12 protein-coding genes and 1 tRNA gene are annotated in these 18,278 nt (G+C 67.2%); 8 read left to right on the top strand and 5 right to left on the bottom strand.

Annotation, left to right across the window (positions count from 1 at the left end):
* From VXD91_RS00265 to VXD91_RS00285, 5 genes are all read right to left on the bottom strand, one after another.
* Nucleotides 1-504, bottom strand: coding sequence for a phage tail protein (locus tag VXD91_RS00265; protein ID WP_346414330.1), 504 nt, complete (start codon nucleotides 502-504; stop codon nucleotides 1-3).
* A gap of 1 nt (nucleotide 505) precedes the next feature.
* Nucleotides 506-2,395, bottom strand: coding sequence for a phage tail sheath subtilisin-like domain-containing protein (locus VXD91_RS00270; protein ID WP_346414331.1), 1,890 nt, complete (start codon nucleotides 2,393-2,395; stop codon nucleotides 506-508).
* Between the two features lie 768 nt (nucleotides 2,396-3,163).
* Entirely contained in the window at nucleotides 3,164-3,805 is a 642-nt protein-coding gene (locus tag VXD91_RS00275) for a hypothetical protein (RefSeq protein ID WP_346414332.1), read from the bottom strand.
* Between the two features lie 8 nt (nucleotides 3,806-3,813).
* Nucleotides 3,814-4,137: a hypothetical protein gene (locus VXD91_RS00280; RefSeq protein WP_346414333.1), complete on the bottom strand. Its 324-nt coding sequence runs from the start codon at nucleotides 4,135-4,137 to the stop codon at nucleotides 3,814-3,816.
* A gap of 19 nt (nucleotides 4,138-4,156) precedes the next feature.
* Nucleotides 4,157-4,229, bottom strand: a tRNA-Arg gene (locus tag VXD91_RS00285).
* Between the two features lie 166 nt (nucleotides 4,230-4,395).
* Here VXD91_RS00285 and VXD91_RS00290 point away from each other — a divergent pair.
* The 8 genes from VXD91_RS00290 (at nucleotide 4,396) to VXD91_RS00325 (ending at nucleotide 18,252) form a co-directional block, all read left to right on the top strand.
* Nucleotides 4,396-5,877 (top strand): wax ester/triacylglycerol synthase family O-acyltransferase, encoded by a 1,482-nt coding sequence (locus VXD91_RS00290; protein ID WP_346414334.1) that lies wholly within the window; start codon nucleotides 4,396-4,398, stop codon nucleotides 5,875-5,877.
* The gene (locus tag VXD91_RS00295) at nucleotides 5,874-7,451 is read left to right on the top strand and encodes an HAD-IB family hydrolase/lysophospholipid acyltransferase family protein (protein WP_346414335.1); all 1,578 of its coding nucleotides are present in this window, start codon (nucleotides 5,874-5,876) and stop codon (nucleotides 7,449-7,451) included. The genes VXD91_RS00290 and VXD91_RS00295 overlap by 4 nt, the downstream gene beginning before the upstream one ends.
* Nucleotides 7,448-9,814 (top strand): glycerol-3-phosphate 1-O-acyltransferase, encoded by a 2,367-nt coding sequence (locus tag VXD91_RS00300; protein ID WP_346414336.1) that lies wholly within the window; start codon nucleotides 7,448-7,450, stop codon nucleotides 9,812-9,814. Before VXD91_RS00295 ends, VXD91_RS00300 begins: the two co-directional genes overlap by 4 nt.
* Nucleotides 9,815-9,962: 148 nt before the next feature.
* Entirely contained in the window at nucleotides 9,963-10,412 is a 450-nt protein-coding gene (ssb, locus tag VXD91_RS00305; RefSeq protein WP_346414337.1) for a single-stranded DNA-binding protein, read from the top strand.
* Between the two features lie 181 nt (nucleotides 10,413-10,593).
* Entirely contained in the window at nucleotides 10,594-12,267 is a 1,674-nt protein-coding gene (gene ettA / locus VXD91_RS00310; RefSeq protein ID WP_212812356.1) for an energy-dependent translational throttle protein EttA, read from the top strand.
* Between the two features lie 55 nt (nucleotides 12,268-12,322).
* Nucleotides 12,323-17,182 (top strand): NAD-glutamate dehydrogenase, encoded by a 4,860-nt coding sequence (locus VXD91_RS00315; RefSeq protein WP_346414338.1) that lies wholly within the window; start codon nucleotides 12,323-12,325, stop codon nucleotides 17,180-17,182.
* Nucleotides 17,183-17,189: 7 nt separating this feature from the next.
* Nucleotides 17,190-17,603 carry a thioesterase family protein gene (locus VXD91_RS00320; RefSeq protein ID WP_020102240.1) on the top strand — a complete coding sequence of 138 codons (414 nt, stop codon included), beginning with the start codon at nucleotides 17,190-17,192 and terminating at the stop codon, nucleotides 17,601-17,603.
* 13 nt (nucleotides 17,604-17,616) lie between these two features.
* A complete protein-coding gene (locus VXD91_RS00325) occupies nucleotides 17,617-18,252 on the top strand; it encodes a hypothetical protein (protein ID WP_346414339.1) in 636 nt (211 codons plus the stop codon).
* Nucleotides 18,253-18,278: the final 26 nt, after the last annotated feature.

The raw sequence follows: 18,278 nt of genomic DNA on the forward strand, positions 1-18,278 counted from the left end.
TCACACGCTCAGCTCTTTGGGCTCCGTTACCGACGTATCGCGCTCCCAGCCTTCGGTCTCGAGTTTGATCGATTGGATTGCGGTGGCGGCGGTAGCCGCATCCATCGCGGGCAGGGCGGTGTATTCGGACACCCAGCAGCGGAACAGGTGGTAGCTGATGACCTGTTGGCCCGCTTCGTTGAAGACGTCGACAGTGATGTCCTTGCGGAAGTCCGGCAAAGAGATGCCAGGTGCGGTGATGCTGCTCACCTTGTTGGCCCAGGCTTCGAATGCGGGGTCATGGGTCACGCCGCGTTCGAGGGTGACCGACGAGTACGTGGTCAGGCCAGGGCTGCGCCGGTCGTGCGAAGGGTCACCGCCGACCCGGTGGGAGACCGGTGCCGTCGCCCGCGTGAGTGCTGACATCTTGGACAGCCCGGCGACGTACACGCCGTCCCATTTCACCCGGAACATGTGCGTCTTGTAGGGGTCGTGTCGCTTCGGGTTGACAGTGAATTCGGCCATGTCAGTCTCCGGTGTTGATGATCTGGGTGATGGTGACGACGACGAACTCGGCGGGTTTCAGGGGGGCGAAACCGACGACGACATTCACGCGGCCGGCGTCGATCTCTGGCTGGGGGTTGACGGTGCCGTCGCACGTGACGAAGTAGCTGTCGGATTCGGCCTGGGACTCGGACTGTTGGAAGGCGCCCTGCCTGAACAGGCCACGCATGAACGCCCCGACAGCGAGCCGCAACTGGCCCCAGAGCACCGGGTCGTTGGGCTCGAATACCGCGAATTGGGTGCCGAGATAAAGGCTGGCTTCGATGTAATTCGTGAGGCGGCGGATCGGCACGTATTTGAATGGGTCACCGCGGAGGTCCGAGCCGGCGAGCGTTCGTGAGCCCCAGACGACCAGGCCGGCCCCGGGGAAACTTCGTAATACGTTGACGCCGAACGGGTTCAGATCACCAGAGGTCTTGTCGCTGGTTGGATGGGCGGTCGAGATCGCGCCCGCGACCCCGGCGGCCAGACCGGCAGGTGCTTTCCACACCCCGCGTTGGCTGTCGGTGCGCGCCATGATTCCGGCGAGTGCACCCGAGGGTGGCAGCCCCGCGGGCGTCGAGGCCGCGGTGATCAGCCGCGGCCAGTACAGTGCGCCGTACTGCCCTGCGGCGGCGAACAGTCCCGCAGTGCTCACCGCATTGGCCGCAGTGACGCTCGGGTCGGGGTCGACGAGCAGGAATGCGTACTGGGTCTGGCAGTAGGCCAGCGCGGTGCTGACGGCGTCGACGTTGACGGTCGTCACTCCGGGTAGGCACAGCAGGTTGAACCGTGGAAAGTTGAGGGTGTCGAGGGCCAGCATGCCCTCGCCTTCGGTGGCCGAGACGATGGAATTGGCGTCGACGTTGGAGCCGTCGCTGCCGTTGGCGAGCCCGGCGGCCGCGGCGACCGCGGGACGGTCGGCGGCACTGCCGGAGACTTCGGTCCCGCCGGCCGCGACGCCCATCGTCAGCCGGCTGCTGGCGTCCTGAGCGCCGCTCAGTCCGACGACCACGGCACTGTCCGCCCCGTTGGTGTTGCTGGTGAGCACGAGTTTTCCGCCGTCGTCGGACGCCGTCAGGGGCAGGCCTGCGGCGTTGATGAACCCGACGAGGTCGGTGGTGTTGTGGGAATCGGTCGCGGTGCCGGTCGGGAAGAGCACGAGATCCTGTGGCGCACCCTGGTTGATGGACACGCGGAGTGTTCGCTGGGCCAGGCCCACGACGCCTGCCGAGAGATCGTTCTTGCTCGTGGAATGTCCTGCGGACGCGGTGGTTTCGGCGCCAGAGACCTCCGCGGAGACAAGCGCGCTGCCGGCCAGGGCGGTGGTGACGAAGCGCGGATGGCTTGGCGACATCGACAGCTCGCTCCAGGTCTCGCGGGCGAGCAGCGAGGCGGCCCCGACGCCGGGCGCCCAATTACTGATCGTGAGGTTGAACCGGTCATTGGGGTTGACACTTGCGGCCGTGACTTGGACAAAGATGCCGGTCTGGGCGGCGCCCGAGCCGGTCCCGTTCGCCCATGCGCCCCGGCTCTTCGCGGTGAGGGTGACTTGGACCCCGTTGGCTGCGGCCAATGCGCGGGACGCAGGTAGCGCATCGGATGCGAGTGCGCGTACGACGACCGCCTGGCTGCCGCCATTGGCGAAGAACTGCGAAACCGCGTGCCCCATCGGATGGTCTGTGGCGTCGATGGAGTCGCCGAATGTTCGTACGAAGTCGGCGAAGCTGCCGATGGCGGTCGGGGTATCCGCCGGTCCCTTTCGGGCGGCCCCGACGAATGCGGTCACCGAGGTTGACACCCCCGAGATCACATGCGAGCTCGACATCTGTTCGACGATGTAGACCCCGGGATACGTAGTTTGGACGGGCATCTGCTGCCTCCATCGCGGAGTGATGACATGGACATTCGATCCATGGTGAATACCGATAATGGTAAAGACGTGATGGCGCGGTGAAAACCATTCTGATCGCAATTGATTGCGCATTTACGAAGAAACTATAGGACGGCTAGAAATAGAGTGCGACTTGCCCCGCTGCGGGTCGGAATTGATTCCCGCGGCGCTGGGTTCGGTATTTGATCTTGAAATCAAATTTGGGGCCTCTGATGAGGCGGCAATGGCGCGTCAAGACAGCCGGCAAATTGTAGCGGCAGCAGCGTCGTGGATCGACGTTATTGCAATGTTGGCGATGAGCCTTGACAACGACTAGTGCGGCGCGGTGACGGCCTCGACGGATGGGGGCGAAGGAGCGCTAGACCCGTTGGGGTGCTATGCAACCGCTACGGAAATGCCGAGGCCTCGCCACCGTGCTGGTGGCGAGGCCTCGACCTGATAGGAATACGTCGGGATTCGAACCCCGGGTCAAGAACAACTAGGAACCAGACCCCTGCGACCGTGCAGAATGACGCATCCTAGAACACTCTATCTTTGATGGGTTGGACGATTCAAGGGTCGGCGTGCCTTAGTCGTCACAAGTGTGTCGACGGTCCAATTGCCTCACGGTGGTCGCCGAGAATCGGCGTCGGATATAGGGCCATATTATCGGGTCTGTATAAATGATTGTGCGGAGCGGCTTTGGACGGCGAATTTCATAAATGGGATTTTTGCCAGATGCGCATTTTGGTGCACAAATTCCGGCGCTTATCTGTTGGTGAAACGGCATTCCGGCGGGGGGATTCTGGAATTTTTGCTGCTGGAATGCCGTTTCTGCGCGGAGGCGGCCGTTGAACGGGCACAATGCGCAGGTCCATAGGAGGGGTGATGAGCGACGGCGCAGATTCGCCCGCAATGCGGCAGCGCGTCGAAGACCGCTACCGGCAGCTGGCCGAGCTGCGTCAGCTGCGGCCCATTGTCGCCGTCGTGAACCGCTTCACCGAGATCGACGGCGGCACGCTGGGCACCGTGGTGTCGGTGCAGTTGTTCACCACGGTCATCCCGCTGGCGATCATCGGCTTCAGCTATCTCACCGGGTTCGCCGACAGCGCGAGCCCCGGCGTCGTGGTGAGTCGGCAGCTCGGTCTGGCGTCGCCGCTGACCGATCATGTCCGAGCCGCCTTCGGCCGCGCGTCGGGTCTGCGGTCCAACTGGACGTTCTTCGGCGTCGCGAGCTTCCTGGTGTGGGGCATCCCGATGTCGATGACCATTGCCGGCATCTTTGCCAAGGCCTGGCGCCGCGAACCGTTCGGCTGGGGCGGCAAGCTGTGGCGCGGCGTGACGTGGTTCGTCCTGTATCTGACGATGATCGGGGTCCGGGAACGGATCGCGTTCGGTGCCGAGCACCACGGGTGGAGTCAGATTCTGCTCTTCGCCGTGTCGCTGATCCCGGTCTGGATCTTCTGGACGATCACCCCGGCGCTCCTCGTGCGCGACGGCGGCCGCGCCTGGCGTGCGCTGCTGCTCGCGGGGTTGGCGGGCGTCGTCATCGAGGGCACCATCCTGCCGCTGGCCGCCCGGATGATCTTCCCGCCGCTGCTACGCGGGTGGGACGACTTCGGGCCGATCGGCGTGGCGATGGCGCTGCTCACGTGGTGCGGCATCAGTGGCGCCGGCTGGGTCGTCACGGCGTGCGTCGGGGCGGTGCTGTGGGAGCGGACGGCGCCGTCGCGCACGGTCATCGAGGCCGAGACGGGTGAGCGCCCCCGACAGGACTCGAACCTGCAACCTACGGAGTAGAAATCCGCTGCGCTATCCATTGCGCCACGGGGGCACGTAAACGATACGCAACCGCGCAGATGTGAAGGCAACGCACTCGCCGTAGCCCGATGACGCCTCTGCACAGTGGCCATGGCAACAGCCGTATTGCCCGCACCCTCCCCGGCGGCGGACTAGCGTTAGGGTCCAGCGCTGGGCAACGACGGAGGAGAGCGACAGCCATGAGCGACGTGCCGGACTTTGACACGGCCGGGTTGCCCGAAGAGTTGAGTGCGGTTGATCAGTTGATGCATCGCGGGGAGGCCAATCCGCGCACCCGGTCCGGCATCATGGGCGTCGAGCTGCTGGACGTCACCCCGGACTGGGAGCGGTACCGCGCGGGGTTCGAGCAGGCGTCCCGCAAGGCCATCCGCCTGCGGCAGAAGGTCGTGATGCCGAGCCTGCCGACGGCGGCGGCGCGCTGGGTCGTCGACCCCGACTTCAATCTGGATTTCCACGTGCGGCGCGTGCGTGCCCCCGGCGCGGGAACGCTGCGTGAGGTCTTCGACTTCGCCGAGCTGGCGCTGCAGTCGCCGCTCGACATCTCGCGTCCGCTGTGGACGGCCACGTTGGTCGAAGGGCTGGCCGGCGGTGGCGCCGCGAACATCGTGCACATGAGCCACGCCGTCACCGACGGTGTGGGCAGCATGGAGATGTTCGCGAACCTCTACGACCTCGAGCGCGATCCCGCGCCGCGGCCGTCGGCGCCGTTGCCGATCCCCGAAGACCTGTCGCCGAACGACCTTGCGCGCCAGGGTATCAACGCGTTACCGAAGGGCATCGCCAACAACGTGCTCGACGTGACGCGCGGCGCGGCCGGGCTGCTCGGGCGCATGATGCGCGACCCGGCCGACGCGGTCGGCGGGGTGGTCGACTACGTCCGGTCGAGCCGGCGGGTGATGACGCCCGCGGCGCCACCGTCGCCGGTGCTGCGCCGCCGCGGTCTGGCGTCGCGCAGCGAGGCGATCGACATCAAATTCAGTGATCTGCACAAGGCGTCCAAGGCCGCCGAGGGCTCCATCAACGACGCCTATCTCGCCGCGCTGTGCGGCGCGCTGCGCCGCTACCACGAGGCCAAGGGCATCCCGGTGGCGACGCTGCCGATGGCGGTGCCGGTGAACGTGCGCTCCGACTCGGACCCCGCGGGTGGCAACAGGTTTGCGGGGGTGAACATCGCCGCGCCCATCGGCGTCGTCGACCCGCGCAAGCGCATCCAGAAGGTGCGCGCCCAGATGACCCGCAAGCGCGAGGAGCGCGCCATCGAGGTGGTGGGTGTCGTCGCGCCGTTGCTGAACCTGGTGCCGGACCCGCTGCTGGAGTCCATGGCCGGCTCGGTGGTCAATTCCGATGTGCAGGCCAGCAACGTGCCCGGCCCGCCGATGGACACCTACATCGCCGGCGCAAAGGTGCTGCGGCACTACGGAATCGGGCCCCTGCCCGGTGTCGCGATGATGGCGGTGCTCATCTCGCGCAGCGGCTGGGTCACCATCAGCACCCGCTACGACCGGGCATCGATCAACGATCCCGAGCTGTGGGCCCGCTGCCTGCTCGACGGATTCAACGAGGTGCTGGCCCTCGGTGGGGACGGCCGGGCCGTTCCGGCGTCGTTCGCGCTGTCGGACGAACAGGCCGAGCCGGCAGTGAACGGGGGTGCCGCACAATGAGTTCGGACGACGACTACGCGGGCGAGTTCCGCAACGCCCGGCTGCCGGGCTCGGTGGCGGAGATTCTGGCCAGCCCCGAGGGGCCGGAGGTTGGCGCGTTCTTCGACATGGACGGCACCCTGGTCGCCGGGTTCACCGGCGTGATCATGACGCAGGACCGGTTGCGCCGCCGCCAGATGGGCGTCGGTGAGTTCATCGGCATGGTGCAGGCCGCGGTGAACCATCAACTGGGACGCGCCGAGTTCGAGGACCTGATCGGCCGCGGCGCGCGGATGCTGAACGGCAATTCGCTCAGTGACCTCGACGAGCTGGGCGAGCGGCTGTTCATCCAGCACATCAAGAAGCGGATCTATCCCGAGATGCGCGAGCTCGTCCGCGCGCACCAGGCGCGCGGGCACACCGTCGTGCTGAGCTCGTCGGCGCTGACGGTCCAGGTGGAACCGGTGGCGAACTTCCTGGGCATCAAGAACGTGCTGTGCAACAAGTTCGAGACGGACGAGAACGGACTCATCACCGGTGAGGTGGTCCGGCCGGTGCTGTGGGGGCCCGGAAAGGCCAACGCCGCACAGCATTTCGCGGCGAACAACGGTGTCGACCTGGCGAAGAGCTACTTCTATGCCGACGGCGACGAAGATGTCGCCCTGATGTACCTGGTCGGCAATCCGCGGCCCACCAATCCGGCGGCGAAACTGGAATCGGTTGCGGCCAAGCGTGGTTGGCCGGTGCTGAAGTTCTCCAGCCGCAGTGGCAGCAGCCCCATCGCGCAGCTGCGGACCTTCGCCGGTATCGCGTCGCTGGCGCCGGTCGCCGCCGGTGCGCTCGGGCTCGGGCTGTTGACCGGCAGTCGGCGCACGGGCGTCAACTTCTTCACGTCGGCATGGAGCAAGGCGTTGATGGCGACCCTGGGCATCGACCTGAACGTGCTCGGCGCGGAGAACCTGCGGGCGCAACGGCCCGCGGTGTTCATCTTCAACCACCGCAACCAGGCCGACCCGATGATCGCCGGCGCACTGGTGAGCGACAACTTCACCTCGGTGGGCAAGAAGGAGCTGGAGAGCAACCCGATCATGGGCACCATCGGCAAGGTGATGGACGCCGCGTTCATCGACCGCGATGATCCCGCCTCGGCCATCGAGAGCCTGCACAAGATGGAAGAGCTTGCCCGCAAGGGCCTGTCGATCCTGATCGCACCCGAGGGCACCCGCCTGGACACCACCGAGGTCGGCGAGTTCAAGAAGGGCCCGTTCCGGATGGCCATGGCCGCGGGTATCCCCGTCGTGCCGATCGTGATCCGCAACGCGGAGGTGATCGCCGCGCGCGATTCGTCGACCTTCCACGCGGGCAAGGTCGATGTCGTCGTGTACCCGCCGATCTCGGTCGAGGACTGGACCCTGGACGACCTGTCGGAGCGCATCGCGGAGGTGCGTCAGCTCTATCTCGACACCCTCCGAAAATGGCCGCACGACAAGGTGCCCGACGCCGCGCTGTACCACCGGACCGCGGCGCCGGTCGAACCTGATGAGTCGCCCGACGACAGCGGCGACGCGCCGCGCAGCGCCAAGGGCCGACGGTGAAGCACACCGCGGACGACCTCGCCAGCTTCGACCCGACGGACGACGCGCTGGTGCTGACCGCGGTCGGCTCGGCTGCCGAGTGGGACCTGCTCAACGACTGGCTGGCGCACCAACGTAAGCAGCACCCGGATACCCGCCTCGAGGTGCTCCGGTTGCCGACCGAGGGCGAGCCCTCGCCCGGCACGCTGGCCCGCCTGGTGGAACTGCTCGGCGCCGACGAAAGCCGGTCGGTGGTGCCCGTCCGGGTGTTCTGGGTGCCCGCCGGGCTGCCGACGCGCTCCAAGATCGTGGGGTTGATCTCCGGCCGCGACCGGTATCGGCCGCCGGAGCTGCTGCAGCGCCGCATCCTGCGCAAGGACCCGCTGCGGGCCCGGGTGGTGGCCGGTGAGCCCGCCACGGTGGGGCAGTTGCGGCAGCAGTGGAAAGACACCACGACCGCCGAAAACCCCAGGGAATTCGCCCGTTTCGTGCTGCGCCGGGCCCAGCTCGCCATCGAGCGGGTGGAGCTGCGGCTGCTGGGGCCCGAGTACAAGTCACCGCGGCTGGTCAAGCCCGAGGTGCTGGCGTCGGCGCGATTCCGGGAGGGCCTGGAGAAAATCCCCGGCGCGACGGTCGAGAAGGCCGGCGAGATGCTCGACGAGCTCTCGACGGGCTGGAGCCGGTTCTCCGTCGACTTCATCCCGAAGATCGGGCGCGCCATCTTCAGTCGCGGTTTCGACCCCAACGTGGACTACGACCGCGAGCAGGTCGAGGCCATGCGGCACGCGCTCGAGCTGCACCCCGCCGTCCTGCTCTTCTCGCACCGGTCCTACCTCGACGGCGTGATCGTGCCGGTGGCAATGCAGGAGAACCGCCTGCCACCGGTGCACACGTTCGCCGGCATCAACCTGGCCTTCGGCCTGATGGGGCCGATCTTCCGGCACTCCGGCGTCATCTTCATCCGGCGCAACATCGCCGGCGACCCGCTCTACAAGTACGTGCTCAAGGAGTACGTCGGGTACATCGTGGAGAAGCGCTTCAACCTCAACTGGTCCATCGAGGGCACCCGCTCCCGGACCGGAAAGATGTTGCCGCCCAAGCTCGGTCTGCTCGCCTACGTCGCCGACGCGTACTTCGACGGCCGCAGCGAGGACATCCTGCTGCAGCCCGTCTCCATCAGCTTCGACCAGCTGCACGAGACGGCCGAGTACGCCGCGTACGCCCGCGGCGGCGAGAAGACCCCCGAAGGCCTGAGCTGGCTCTACCACTACATCAAGGCACAGGGCGACCGGAACTTCGGCAAGATCTACGTGCGGTTCCCCAAAGCGGTGTCGATGCGCGAACAGCTGGGGCCACCGGACGGTGAGATCGCCAACGACCCGGCGGCCAAACGCCTTGCGCTGCAGAAGATGGCGTTCGAAGTGGCCTGGCGCATCCTGCGGGCGACCCCGATCAACGCCACGGCGCTCGTGTCGGCGCTGCTGCTGACCACCCGCGGCCTGGCACTGACGCTGGACCAGCTGCACCACACCCTGCAGGACGCGCTGGACTACCTTGAGCGCAAACAGATTCCGATGACCAACTCGGTCCTGCGGCTGCGTACCCCCGAGGGGGTCCGGGCCGCGCTCGACGCGATGTCCGGCGGGCATCCGGTGACGGCGGTCGACAGTGGCCGACAGCCGGTCTGGTACATCGCGCCGCAGGACGAGCACGAGGCCGCGTTCTACCGCAACACGACCATCGACGCGTTCTTGGAGACCGCCATCGTCGAGTTGGCCATGGCACATGCGGCCAAGGCGGAATCCGATCCGGTGGAGGCCTTCTGGTCGCAGGTGATGCGGTTGCGCGACCTGCTCAAGTTCGAGTTCTACTTCGCCGACTCGGCATCCTTCCGCGAGCACATCGTGGAGGAGATGTCGTGGCAGGCGAATTGCGAGCAGCAGCTGGCCGAGGGCGGCGAGGCCATCTACGCGATGCTGCGGGCCAAGCGCCCGATCATCGCCGGCGCGATGCTGCGGCCGTTCCTGGAGGCCTACGAACTGGTCGCCGACGTCTTGCGGGGTACGCCGCCCGACATCAGTGAGAAGGACCTGACGAAGCGGGCCCTCGGCGTCGGCCGGCAGTACGTCGCACAGGGCCGGATTCGCAGCAACGAGTCGGTGTCGGCGCTGCTGTTCACGACGGCACGGCAGGTGGTCGCCGACCAGAAGCTGCTCGAGGCGGCGCCTGATCTGGAAGAGCGGCGCACGGCGTTCCTCGCCGAACTGCGGGCGATCCTCGCGGACCTGGCTACCGTCGACTCGATCGGCTGGATCAAGTTCGACGTCCGGGAGCTGCAGCGGCGCAAGGCCAAGAAGGCCATCGACGTCATCGAGGCCGAGTAACCCCATCCCGGGTTATCCACAGTTCGCGATTCATCCACAACCGGCGCCGCTCTGGGAGCGGCGCCGGTTCTTTTGTCGGTGCCTGACGGGTCAATGGACGCACAGGCCGACGAGAACGCCGGCAACACCGAAATGGATGGAGAAGCACATGTTCGAGACACCGATCACCGTGGTCGGCAACGTCGTCACCGACGTGGTCGCGCGCCGGGCCGGGGAGAGCAACGTCGCCACGTTCCGGATGGCGAGCAATTCGCGGAAGAAGACCGAGGACGGCTGGGAGCCGGGCAACTCGCTGTACGTCACCGTCAACTGCTGGGGCCGGGTGGCCGACGGGGTGGCGGGCCGGCTGTTCAAGGGCGACCCGGTGGTGGTCGTCGGTCACATCTTCACCAACGAGTACCTGGACAAAGAGGGCAACCGGCGGTCGTCGATGGAGGTCAAGGCGACGTCTGTCGGTCCGGACATGGGCCGGTGCCAGGTCAAGATCGATCCCCGGCGGCCGAACCCGATCGAGCAGGAGCCATCGCAGGCGGAGCCCGAGGCCGGCCCCGAGTCGCCCGAACCCGAGAATTCCGGCGCGCTGGTGCTGTCGGCATAGGGGAAATGCCGGGGCGCCTCACGAGGCCCGTCGCGGGGCGCCCCGACCGCGCCATCGGGCGATTTGGCGGCTTGCCTAGGATGGTCAGCGAGTTTTCGCGGGGCCGCGCCACTTCCAGTGTGCAGGGGCTCGCGCTACGAGAACGCTTCGACGAACAGCCAACGAAAGGCATGACGACGGCATGGCCGAATTCATCTACACGATGCGCAAGGTCCGCAAGGCGCACGGCGACAAGGTCATCCTCGACGACGTCACCCTGAACTTCCTGCCCGGCGCGAAGATCGGTGTCGTCGGCCCCAACGGCGCCGGTAAGTCCAGCGTCCTGAAGATCATGGCCGGCATCGACAAGCCCAACAACGGCGACGCCTTCCTGGCACCGGGGGCCACCGTCGGCATCCTCATGCAGGAGCCCGAACTCGACGAGACCAAGACGGTGCGGGAGAACGTCGAGGCCGGTGTCGCGGTCAAGGCCAAGCTCAACCGGTACAACGAGGTCGCCGAGCTGATGGCCACCGACTACACCGACGAGCTCATGGAAGAGATGGGCAAGCTGCAGGAGGAGCTCGACGCCGCCGACGCGTGGGACATCGACTCGCAGCTGGAGCAGGCCATGGACGCGCTGCGCTGCCCGCCGCCGGACGAGCCCGTCACCCACCTGTCCGGTGGTGAGCGCCGCCGTGTCGCGCTGTGCAAGCTGCTGCTGAGCAAGCCCGACCTGCTGCTGCTCGACGAGCCCACCAACCACCTGGACGCCGAGAGCGTGCTGTGGCTGGAGCAGCACCTCGCCGACTACAAGGGCGCCATCCTCGCCGTCACCCACGACCGGTACTTCCTGGACAACGTCGCCGAGTGGATTCTCGAGCTCGACCGCGGCCGCGCCTACCCGTACGAGGGCAACTACTCGACGTACCTGGAGAAGAAGGCCGAGCGTCTCGAGGTTCAGGGCAAGAAGGACCAGAAGCTGCAGAAGCGCCTCAAGGACGAGCTGGCCTGGGTGCGTTCGGGCGCCAAGGCCCGGCAGGCCAAGAACAAGGCGCGCCTCGGACGCTACGAGGAGATGGTCGCCGAGGCCGAGAAGACGCGGAAGCTCGATTTCGAGGAAATCCAGATTCCGACGCCGCCGCGTCTGGGCAATGTCGTGGTGGAGGTCGACAACCTGAAGAAGGGTTTCGACGATCGCGTCCTGATCGAGAACCTGTCCTTCACCCTGCCGCGTAACGGCATCGTCGGCGTCATCGGCCCGAACGGTGTGGGTAAGTCGACGCTCTTCAAGACCATCGTCGGTCTGGAGCAGCCGGACGCCGGCACCGTGAAGGTCGGCGAGACGGTCAAGCTGTCGTACGTCGACCAGAGCCGCGCGGGCATCGACCCGAAGAAGACGGTCTGGGAGGTCGTCTCCGACAAGCTCGACTACATCGAGGTCGGCCAGAACGAGATTCCGTCGCGGGCCTACGTGTCGGCGTTCGGCTTCAAGGGACCCGATCAGCAGAAGCCGGCCGGTGTGCTCTCCGGTGGTGAGCGCAACCGCCTGAACCTGGCGCTGACCCTCAAAGAGGGCGGCAACCTGATCCTGCTCGACGAGCCGACCAACGACCTGGACGTGGAAACGCTGTCTTCGCTGGAGAACGCGCTCGAGCAGTTCCCCGGTTGCGCCGTGGTCATCAGCCACGACCGCTGGTTCCTCGACCGCACCTGCACCCACATCCTCGCGTGGGAAGGTGACGACGAGGACGAGGCCAAATGGTTCTGGTTCGAGGGCAACTTCGGTGCCTATGAAGAGAACAAAGTGGAACGACTTGGAATCGAAGCGGCGCGTCCGCACAGAGTGACCCACCGCAAGCTGACTCGCGACTAACGTCGCACGTACGTGCCGATTGGGGCACGACGGCGCGACGTCAGGAGCAAGTCGGATGACGGAAAATCGGGGCGGACTCAGCGGCACGACGCGGTCCGCCGGTGCGGACGGCAACGCTGGTCTCGCACGGGCATATCTGCTGACCTACCGCGGCCCCAGCGATGGTTCGCCGGCCGACGGTGGGGTCACCGCCCCGATCGACGTCGCGATGGCGACCCGCGTGTCCCCGGAGTTGCTGGCGGCGCACTATCGCCTCGGTCATCGCCGGTCGACGGGGGAGACGCTCGTCGCGATCTACTCCGCCGACGATTCCGGTCGCTTCGGCCCGGCGCTGCAGATCGTCACCGATCACAGCGCGCTGCTGATGGATTCGGTGATGGTGCTGCTGCATCGCATCGGTGTCGCCTACACCGCGATCATGAGTCCCGAGTTCCGGGTGCGGCGTGATGCGGCGGGCGAGGTCGTCGCGATGGGTCCGGCGGGTGACCCCAGCGCCCCGGCCGACGGCGTCGACGAGACCTGGATCCATGTGCAGCTGGCGACCATGGGTGACGGCAAGGCCGTCGCCGAGGCCGCGGCTGTGCTGCCGCACGCCCTGACCGACACGCGGGCGGTGGAACTCGATACGCCGGCGATGAACGCCGCGCTCGTGGGGTTGGCCAACGCGCTCGACGCCGACCACAACGGCCGGTTCCCCGGCTACGACCGGCGTGACGTGGCGGCCCTGCTGCGCTGGCTGGCCGACGGGCACTTCGTCCTGCTGGGCTACCAGCAGTGCACCGTGGAGGACGGGCAGGCGCAGGTGGACCCGGCGACCCGGCTCGGCGTGGCCAAGCTGCGCACCGACGTGCTGCCGCCGCTCGCGGGCGACGACGAACTGCTGGCGGTGGCCCAGGCCACCATGCCGAGTTACCTGCGCTACGGCGCCTACCCGTACATCGTGGTGGTCCGCGAGAGCGCGGGGCCGAACGGTCCGGCGCGTGAGCACCGCTTCATCGGTCAGTTCACCGTGACCGCGGGTAACGCCAATGTGCTTGAGATTCCCTTGATCTCACGTCGCGTCAACGAGGCATTGGCCTTGTCCCAGGGAGATCCGAGCCGGCCCGGGCAGCTGATGCTCGACATCATCCAGACCATTCCGCGCTCGGAGCTGTTCTCCCTGACCGCGCGCGACCTCGTCGCGATGGGCAAGTCCGTCATCGACCTGGGTTCGCGGCGGCGCGCGCTGCTGTTCCTGCGCGCCGACAAGCTGGCCCACTTCGTGTCGTGCCTGGTGTACCTGCCGCGCGACCGCTACACCACCGACGTCCGGCTGGCCATGCAGGACATCCTGGTGCGCGAACTCGGCGGCGAGAGCATCGAGTACACCGCCCGGGTCAGTGAATCGCCTTGGGCCGTCGTACATTTCACCGTCCGGCTGGGCGAGTCCGCGAGCCCCGCGACCATCGACACGTCGACCGCCAACGAAACCCGTATCCAGGGTCTGCTGACCGAGGCCGCCCGTACCTGGGGCGACCGCCTGATCGGGGCGGTCACGCCCGGCACCATCACCCGCGCCGAGGCCGAGCACTACGCGGTGGCGTTCCCCGAGGTCTACAAGCAGGCGTTCACGCCGGCCGGTGCCATCGAGGGCATCAGCATCATCGATCAGCTGCAGGACGACAGCGTCAAACTGGTGCTGGACTATCCCGAAGCCGGGCCCGACGACGACGGCACCGCCCAACTCACGTGGTATCTGGCCGGCCGGTCGGCCTCGCTGAGTGAGCTGCTGCCGATGCTGCAGTCGATGGGCGTGGTGGTGCTGGAGGAGCAGCCGTTCAACGTCGTGCGCGCCGACGGCATGCCGGTGTGGATCTACCAGTTCAAGATTTCCCGGCACCACTCCACCGTCGACGCCCCGGAAGCCGAGCGCGAAGTCATCGCCACCCGCTTCGCCGACGCGGTCACCGCCATCTGGCAGGGCAAGGTGGAGATCGACCGGTTCAACGAGCTGGTGCTGAGCGCGGGACTGACCTGGCAGCAGGTGACGATCCTGCGGGCCTACGCGAAATACCTGCGGCAGGCCGGTTTTCCGTACAGCCAGTCCCACATCGAGACGGTGTTGCGGGACAACCCGGCCACTGCGAAGTCGCTCGTCGAACTCTTCGAGGCGGTGTTCGACCCGACCGGGGCCGACGCCGCGGATCGCGCCCAAACGGCCGCGGCCGCCGTTGCCGCGGACATCGACGCCCTCGTGAGCCTCGACACCGACCGCGTGCTGCGGGCCTTCGCGGCGCTCGTGCAGGCCACCCTCCGCACCAACTACTACGTGACGGCGCCCGGCTCGGCGCGGCAGCGAAACGCGTTGTCGTTCAAGCTCAACCCGCAGCTCATCGACGAATTGCCGCTGCCCAGGCCCAAATACGAGATCTTCGTGTACTCGCCGCGGGTCGAAGGCGTGCACCTGCGGTTCGGCAACGTGGCGCGCGGCGGCCTGCGCTGGTCGGACCGGCGGGAGGACTTCCGCACCGAAATCCTGGGCCTGGTCAAGGCACAGGCGGTGAAGAACGCCGTCATCGTGCCCGTCGGTGCCAAGGGTGGCTTCGTGCTGAAGTCGCCGCCCGCCCCCACCGGTGACGCGGCTGCCGATCGCGATGCCCTGCGCAACGAAGGCGTCGCCTGCTACCGGCTGTTCATCGCCGGCCTGCTCGACGTCACCGACAACGTCGAGACGGCCACCGGCGCTGTCGTGCCGCCGCCGCAGGTGGTGCGCCGCGACGGCGACGACGCCTACCTGGTGGTCGCCGCCGACAAGGGCACCGCGACGTTCTCCGACATCGCCAACGATGTCGCCAAGTCATACGGCTTCTGGCTCGGCGACGCGTTCGCCTCCGGTGGTTCGGTGGGTTATGACCACAAGGCGATGGGCATCACCGCCAAGGGCGCGTGGGAGTCGGTCAAACGGCACTTCCGCGAGATCGGGCACGACACCCAGACGCAGGACTTCACCGTCGTCGGCGTCGGCGACATGAGCGGCGACGTGTTCGGCAACGGCATGTTGCTGTCCAAGCACATTCGCCTCGTGGCGGCCTTCGACCACCGGCACATCTTCCTGGACCCGAACCCCGATGCGGCCCGCTCGTGGATCGAACGCGACCGGATGTTCAAACTGCCCCGGTCGAGCTGGGACGACTACGACAAATCGCTCATCAGCGAGGGCGGTGGCGTCTACAGCCGCGACCAGAAGTCCATCACGATCAGCCCGCAGGTGCGCGCGGCGCTGGGTCTGGCCGCCGACGTCACCGAGCTGACCCCGCCGGCGCTGATGAAGTCGATCCTGCTGGCGCCGGTCGACCTGTTCTGGAACGGCGGTATCGGCACCTACATCAAGGCCGAGACCGAGTCGGACGCCGACGTCGGTGACCGCGCCAACGACGCCATCCGGGTCAACGGAAATCAGGTGCGTGCCAAGGTGGTCGGCGAGGGCGGCAACCTCGGTGTGACGCAGCGCGGCCGCATCGAGTTCGATCTGGCCGGCGGCCACATCAACACCGACGCCATGGACAACTCGGCGGGCGTGGACTGCTCCGACCACGAGGTCAACATCAAGATTCTGGTCGACGCACTGGTGACCTCGGGCAAGGTCGCGGCCGCCGAGCGCACCGACCTGCTGATGTCGATGACCGACGAGGTGGGCCGGCTTGTGCTGGCCGACAACATCTCTCAGAACGACCTGATGGGCACCAGCCGCGCCAACGCCGCCAGCCTGCTGCCGGTGCACGCCGCCCAGATTCGCAATCTGGCCGCCGAACGCGGCCTGAATCGCGAGCTGGAGGCGCTGCCGTCGGACAAGGAGATCCGCCGGCGGATGGAGACCGGGCTGGGGCTGACCTCGCCGGAGCTGGCCACCCTGATGGCGCACGTGAAGCTGGCGCTCAAAGAGGACGTGCTGAACAGTGATCTGCCCGACCAGGAAGTGTTCGCCGGACGACTGCCGGACTACTTCCCGGAGGAGCTGCGGGACCGGTTCGCCGCGGATATCCGGTCGCACCAGCTGCGCCGGGAGATCATCACCACGATGCTGTTGAACGACCTCGTCGACACCGCGGGCATCACCTACGCGTACCGCGTCGCCGAAGACGTCGGCGTGGGGCCGGTCGACGCGGTCCGCAGCTATGTCGCGGTGGACAAGATCTTCCGGGTCGGCGAGGTGTGGCGGAACATCCGGGCGGCCGGCCTGGCAGGTGTCCCGGTGGATGTCACCGACCGCATGACGCTGGACCTGCGTCGCCTCATCGACCGGGCCGGGCGCTGGCTGCTGAACTACCGGCCCCAGCCGCTGGCGGTGGGCGCCGAGGCCAACCGGTTCGCGGCGAAGGTGACCGAGCTCACCCCGCAGATGGCGCAGTGGCTGCGTGGCGACGACAAGGCCATCGCCGAGACCGATGCGGCGCAGTTCGTGGCCGCCGGTGTCTCGCCGGACCTGGCGTACATGGTGGCCACCGGTCTGTACCAGTACAGCCTGCTGGACGTCATCGACATCGCCGACATCGCCGAGCGTGAGCCCGCCGAGGTCGCGGACACGTACTTCGCGCTGACGGACAACCTGGGCATCGACAACCTGCTCACCGCGGTCTCCGAACTCAGTCGCAATGACCGCTGGCATTCGTTGGCGCGCTTGGCGATTCGGGACGACATCTACGGGTCCATCCGGTCGTTGTGCATCGACGTGATGGCGGTCGGCGAGGTCGACGAGACCGGCGAGCAGAAGATCCACGAGTGGGCGTCGACCAACAGTTCCCGGGTGATGCGGGCCCGGCGGACGCTGACCGAGATCCTGGGTGACGAGGTGCGTGACCTGGCGACCCTGTCGGTGGCCGCGCGGCAACTGCGGAGCATGACCACGAGAACGACGGGAACGGGCAATCAGGGATGATGGGCGGGTGACTGAACGCTTCACGACGCCGGTGCCGGTGCGCTGGTCGGACATCGACATGTATCAGCATGTCAACCACGCCACCATGGTGACCATCCTCGAGGAGGCGCGGGTGCCGTTCCTCACCGAGCCCTTCGCCGAGGACGTCGCCACCACCGGCCTGCTGATCGCCGAGGTCAACGTGAAGTACAAGGACCAACTGCGCCTTGTCGATTCACCACTGCAGGTGACCATCTGGACCAACCGGCTGCGTGCCTGCGACTTCACGCTGGGCTATGAGGTGCGGTCGGCGCAGGCCGATCCGGATTCCAAGCCGGCCGTGATCGGGGAGACCCAACTGGCCACCTTCAACATCGAGCGACAGATGCTGGTGCGCATCGCCCCGCATCAGCGGGAGTACCTGCAGCGTTTCGCGCGATGAGCAGGGTGCACCGATGAGCGAGCGGGGTATCTGGCTTGCCGACGCCGCCCAGGCGCAGAACCTGGCCACCTTCGTCGAGCGCGTGCTGCGTCTCGACGAGGCAGCCGTGGTGCGGTTGCGGGCGCGCGGCGAGGGCGTCGTCGTTGCCTGGGCGGCAACAGGTTTCGAGGTGCTGGCCGCGCGTGTGGTGAACGGGCGGGTGTCGCCGTCCGACCTCAGCGCCGGGGCCGACGCGTTGAGTCGCGAGCTGCCCGGCTCGGGCCGGATCGATCCGGGATTCGCGATGGACTCGGCGTGGCGTGGCGCGTTGCCGCCCGACGACGGCTTCAGCCACCTCGATGATGTGCCGGCGGCCGCGGTGCTCGAGCTGTTCCAGCGCGGCGTCGAATTGGCCAAGGAACACAGCGGGCCGCAAGGTCCGCCGCCGTCACTGCTGGACCAGGACGTCCTCACCGTCAGCGCCGGTGACACCGAGGTGGGCATCCCCATGCGGTGTGTATTCGCCTTGACCGCCATGGGTTTCGTACCCGATCCGCTGCCCGAGAACGAGGTGGTCCGGGTCCGGGTGCATCCGACGTGGCTGCGCATCGACGCGCGGTTCGGATCGGTGTACCGCCGCCGTGGTGGCCCGATCCTGCTGTCGCCCTAGGGCTGGGCTGGATCGGGCAAGCGCGA

This window comes from Mycobacterium sp. SM3041, from assembly GCF_039668335.1.
In the GTDB taxonomy this organism is placed as follows: domain Bacteria; phylum Actinomycetota; class Actinomycetes; order Mycobacteriales; family Mycobacteriaceae; genus Mycobacterium.

What these genes read in the sequence shown, in the direction of transcription:
- VXD91_RS00265 (WP_346414330.1), bottom strand. Translation starts at nt 504, where the DNA reads ATGGCCGAATTCACTGTCAACCCGAAGCGACACGACCCCTACAAGACG.
- VXD91_RS00270 (WP_346414331.1), bottom strand. Translation starts at nt 2,395, where the DNA reads ATGCCCGTCCAAACTACGTATCCCGGGGTCTACATCGTCGAACAGATG.
- VXD91_RS00280 (WP_346414333.1), bottom strand. Translation starts at nt 4,137, where the DNA reads ATGACCGTGCGCGACGGCGCCGTCCGCTCCCACAGCACCGCCCCGACG.
- VXD91_RS00290 (WP_346414334.1), top strand. Translation starts at nt 4,396, where the DNA reads ATGAGCGACGTGCCGGACTTTGACACGGCCGGGTTGCCCGAAGAGTTG.
- VXD91_RS00295 (WP_346414335.1), top strand. Translation starts at nt 5,874, where the DNA reads ATGAGTTCGGACGACGACTACGCGGGCGAGTTCCGCAACGCCCGGCTG.
- ssb (WP_346414337.1), top strand. Translation starts at nt 9,963, where the DNA reads ATGTTCGAGACACCGATCACCGTGGTCGGCAACGTCGTCACCGACGTG.
- ettA (WP_212812356.1), top strand. Translation starts at nt 10,594, where the DNA reads ATGGCCGAATTCATCTACACGATGCGCAAGGTCCGCAAGGCGCACGGC.
- VXD91_RS00315 (WP_346414338.1), top strand. Translation starts at nt 12,323, where the DNA reads ATGACGGAAAATCGGGGCGGACTCAGCGGCACGACGCGGTCCGCCGGT.
- VXD91_RS00325 (WP_346414339.1), top strand. Translation starts at nt 17,617, where the DNA reads ATGAGCGAGCGGGGTATCTGGCTTGCCGACGCCGCCCAGGCGCAGAAC.